At 50.5% G+C, this 434-nt stretch carries 1 protein-coding gene; it reads left to right on the top strand.

Translation table 11 applies throughout. The features are described from left to right. Positions 1–221 (top strand): hypothetical protein (locus PGC35_RS22105; protein WP_375220730.1); only part of this gene is annotated, 221 nt, incomplete at its 5' end. Positions 222–434 lie beyond the last annotated feature (213 nt).

The raw sequence follows: 434 nt of genomic DNA, 5'->3' as shown, positions 1-434 counted from the left end.
TTGCGCAGGAGCAAAAGATCTTGATTTTCTGCGACGAGCTTGCGCAGGAGCAAAAGATCTTGATTTTCTGCGACGAGCTTGCGCAGGAGCAAAAGATCTTGATTTTCTGCGACGAGCTTGCGCAGGAGCAAAAGATCTTGATTTTCTGCGACGAGCTCCGCGCAGGAGCAAAGTCTTTTGAAGTTCTGCGACGAGCTCCGCGCAGGAGCAAAGTCTTTTGAAGTTCTGCGACGAGCTCCGCGCAGGAGCAAAAGATCTTGATTTTCTGCGACGAGCTCCGCGCAGGAGCAAAAGATCTTGATTTTCTGCGACGAGCTTGCGCAGGAGCAAAAGATCTTGATTTTCTGCGACGAGCTTGCGCAGGAGCAAAAGATCTTGATTTTCTGCGACGAGCTTGCGCAGGAGCAAAAGATCTTGATTTTCTGCGACGAGCT

Source organism: Psychrobacillus sp. PGGUH221 (genome assembly GCF_042055255.1).
Taxonomy (GTDB): Bacteria; Bacillota; Bacilli; order Bacillales_A; family Planococcaceae; genus Psychrobacillus.
Note: the sequence above shows the minus strand (reverse complement) of the source record. Positions and strands in the feature narration are given on the sequence as shown.